This is a genomic window from Leucobacter soli, from assembly GCF_042659205.1.
GTDB lineage: Bacteria > Actinomycetota > Actinomycetes > Actinomycetales > Microbacteriaceae > Leucobacter > Leucobacter soli.
The window spans coordinates 1-3,465 of record NZ_JBHSRW010000231.1 but is presented as its reverse complement, the minus strand read 5'-3'; the positions used below and the strand labels follow the sequence as shown (position 1 = coordinate 3,465).

Annotated in this window: 3 protein-coding genes and 1 pseudogene; 2 read left to right on the top strand and 2 right to left on the bottom strand. The window is 70.7% G+C overall.

The features are described from left to right. Positions 1-263: 263 nt before the first annotated feature. Together def and ACFPZL_RS11305 are read right to left on the bottom strand one after the other, a co-directional pair. Entirely contained in the window at positions 264-833 is a 570-nt protein-coding gene (def, locus tag ACFPZL_RS11310; RefSeq protein WP_218114839.1) for a peptide deformylase, read from the bottom strand. Positions 834-1,007: 174 nt separating this feature from the next. Next, entirely contained in the window at positions 1,008-1,565 is a 558-nt protein-coding gene (locus ACFPZL_RS11305; RefSeq protein ID WP_218114840.1) for a TetR/AcrR family transcriptional regulator, read from the bottom strand. Positions 1,566-1,622: 57 nt separating this feature from the next. On the opposite strand from ACFPZL_RS11305, the gene ACFPZL_RS11300 reads away from it, so the two are divergent. Then, positions 1,623-3,290 carry an ABC transporter substrate-binding protein gene (locus tag ACFPZL_RS11300; protein WP_236022000.1) on the top strand — a complete coding sequence of 556 codons (1,668 nt, stop codon included), beginning with the start codon at positions 1,623-1,625 and terminating at the stop codon, positions 3,288-3,290. 27 nt (positions 3,291-3,317) lie between these two features. Then, positions 3,318-3,465: pseudogene (locus ACFPZL_RS11295) on the top strand (ABC transporter permease); the annotation flags it as partial.

Below are 3,465 nucleotides of genomic sequence, written 5' to 3'. Positions count from 1 at the left end.
GCTTCGGCTGGGCGTTCGCGCTCTCGGCCGGGCTGCTGGTCGTGGCGATGATCGCCTGGGCCGCGGTCCCCGACTCGCGCCGGCTCGGGCCCGCCGCCCGCTGAGCCCCGCACTGCATCCCCAGTGCCACGCACTGCAGCCCCCGAGCGTCGCGCTGCACCCCTTAGCCTCGCGCTGCAACCCACCGAAAGGCGGAAAATGGCTGCCCGTGAAGAAAAGTTCGACCATTTCTCGCCTTTCGGCGAGGTGAGGAGCCGCGGAGCTCAGCCCTCGAGGTCGTCGACGCCGGGCGTCCAGCTGAGGCCGGGGCTCCCCCACCCGTTCCTGCGTTCGGCCTTCTGCGCGCCGCGGTTCTCCGGGTGCACCAGCCGATCGACGTAGAGCAGGCCGTCGAGGTGGTCGTACTCGTGCTGCATGATCCGCGCGAACCAGCCGTCGACCTCGATCTCGAAGTGCTCGCCGTCCAGATCCTGCGCACGCAGCAGGGCGCGCGGTGAGCGGCGCAGGGCGAAGCGCTCTCCCGGGAACGAGAGGCACCCCTCGATCTCCTCATCGCCCGGCAGACCGGGCTCGAGCGGGGCGATCCAGAGCGTCGGGTTGACGGCGACGCCGCGTGCGGGTACCTCCGGGTGCGCCTCGTCCTCGTACATCCACACGAAGATCCGCTTGCCGACACCCACCTGAGGCGCGGCGAGGCCGACGCCGGGCGCTGCCTCGCAGGTCTCGAACATGTCATCGACCAGTGCGCGCAGCGCGGCGTCGAACTCGGTCACGGGCTCGGCGCGGCGGTGCAGCACCGGCTCGCCGCTGATCACGATGGGGAGAATCGCCATGGATGCCAGCTTAGAGGCTCGGCGGGGGTGCCGAGCACGCGCGTGCTCCCTCGCACCGGCACGGCACTGCGCATGCCGCGCTCCGGATCCGCACTGCGGATCCGCGCTGTGCATCCTGTGCTCGGGACCTGCACCCTGCATCCGGCACCCCGCATCCGGCGCCCTCGGATCCGTTCACAGCACCCGGCTCAGGTGCTCCCGAAGCGTGCGACGCTCCACGCCCGCATCGATCCAATCGAGCACGCCGACGAGCAGTTGCGCCGCGACCGACGCGGCCTCGCCCCGTAGGCGAAGGGGATCCGCCTCGGGAGAGCTCCTGCCGAGGTAGTCGAGGAACAGCCGGTCGAGACCGAGCACACGGCTCGCTCCGCTGGCGATGAGGTCGTCCGGCGCGTCCAGGAGACGAGCGTGCTGCAGCGCCCAGGGGATCTCCGCGCTGCTCACGGTGTCGGCGTATTCGAGCAGCGCGTCCCGCAGCGCCGGCGGGTCGGATGTCTCCGCTCGTCGCTCGAGGTACGCGTGCAGCGCGTCGATCAGCGCGTCCGTCTCGACCCAGAACAGCTCCGCCTTCGACGAGAAGAAGTTGAAGAAGGTCGCCCGGCTGAAGCCCGCGGTCTTCGCGATCTGCTCGACGCTGGTGCCGCGGTATCCGCGCAGCTGGAACAGCTCGAACGCGGCCTCCTGCAGCAGTTCCGGCGAGGCCAGGCGGGGTCTGCCCCGTGATGTCGGCATGCGGGATCCTTCGCTCGGTTTTATTAGACTGAGTCTAATAATATAGGATGGCTGCTCGTGATACTTGAGACCCACCGCACACCCGTCCGCACCGCCTGGCTCGCCGGAGCCGCCGCCCTGACCCTCGTCCTCCCTCTCGCCGCCTGCACCTCCGATTCCGGGCCCGGCGACGCGGGAACCGCGGCCCGGAGCACGATCGTCTACGCGACCGGCGATGCCGAGCCGGACTGCCTCGACCCGCACGTCGGCGGCAACTTCCCGCAGGCGCTGCTCGCGACCCAGGTGCTCGAGTCGCTCGTGTCCCTCGACGAGAGCGGCGCGATCGTGCCCTGGCTCGCCACCTCCTGGGAGTCGGGCGACGACGGCCTGAGCTGGGACTTCACGCTCGACGAGAATGCGAAGTTCAGCGACGGCACTCCGGTCGACGCCGCTGCGATCAAGGCGAACATCGAGCATCTGCAGGATCCTGAGACCGCCTCGTCCACGGGCTACCTCGCCGTGCAGCAGGTGGCGGAGGTCGAGGTCGTCAGCCCGACCGTCGCCCGCTTCCACCTCACCCGCCCCGACGCCGCGCTCCTCGAGTCGCTCGCGCAGCCGTGGACCGCGATCCAGTCCCCGGCCGGGATCGAGCGCGGGATGGACGCGAACTGCCTCGCCCCGATCGGCTCCGGCCCGTTCGCCGTGGCCGAGTGGGTGAAGCAGGATCGCATCACGCTCGAGCGCAATCCCGCTTACACGACATCCCCGACCGGGATCGACGCGCCCGCCGCCGAGGCCGCGACCACGGTCGTCTGGCGCTTCATCCCGGACGCGACCACCCGCTTCGCCGCGCTCCAGAGCGGCGACGTCGACGTGATCGACAACCCCCTGCCCGAGCAGATCACCACCGCTGAGCAGAGCGACGATCTGGCGCACCTCGACGCGCCGCGGCCCGGTGCCAGCAACCGCATCGAGCTGAACAGCGGGCAGGCCCCGTTCGACGATATCCGCGTGCGCCAGGCGTTCATCGCCTCGACCGACGTCAATGCGGGCATCGAATCGCTCTTCGAAGGCACCGCGCCGCGTTCCTACTCGGCGCTCTCGAGCGTCGAGCCGCTCGCCGTGCAGTCCCCCGACGCCTACGCGTACGATCCTGAGCGCGCGAACGAGCTGCTCGACGAGGCCGGCTGGACCGAGCGGGACGAGGACGGCGTGCGCCTGAAGTCCGGCGAACGGCTCACCGTCCGCTTCCCCGTCACCGGCGCGCAGTCGACGCAGGCCGAGCAGGCGCTCTTCGAGCAGCTCCAGGCGGGTGCCGGAGAGATCGGCTTCGACGTGCAGATCTCGCTGCTCGATCTCGGCAGCTGGTACGGCGCCCTCGGCGCGCACGAGTACGAGCTGGTCAGCGCCCCGTACACGAAGATCGGCCCCGACGTGCTGCGCTTCCTCTTCCACAGCGACGCCACGGTGCCCGCCCCCTCCGGGTACTTCGCCAACCACTCCATGGTGCAGGATCCGGAGCTCGACGAGCTGCTCGACGCGATCGGCGCGGAGCAGGATCTCGAGGCCCGCGCGGAGGCCGCGGCCGAGGCGCAGGATCGGATCGCGGCGGAGGCCCTGATCCTGCCGGTCTACGACCAGCAGAACCACTTCCTGTACCGAGCCGATCTCGCGCAGTTCCGTGCGCTCCCCACCGTGAACACTCCCTGGCTGGGTGGCGTCGTCGCCGGTGCCGGGGACGAGTAGCCCGCTCGGGCACGGCGAGCGTCCGGCATGCGCACCCACGGGACCGCCCGATGGATCCTCTCGCGGATCCTCGGTGCGGTCACCGTGCTGCTCGCGGTCGCGACGCTCGCCTTCCTCGCGCTGCAGCTGATCCCCGGCGACCCGGCCGAGGCCGCGCTCGGCGGGCCGGGCAGCC

What these genes read in the sequence shown, in the direction of transcription:
- ACFPZL_RS11305 (WP_218114840.1), bottom strand. Translation starts at nt 1,565, where the DNA reads ATGCCGACATCACGGGGCAGACCCCGCCTGGCCTCGCCGGAACTGCTG.
- def (WP_218114839.1), bottom strand. Translation starts at nt 833, where the DNA reads ATGGCGATTCTCCCCATCGTGATCAGCGGCGAGCCGGTGCTGCACCGC.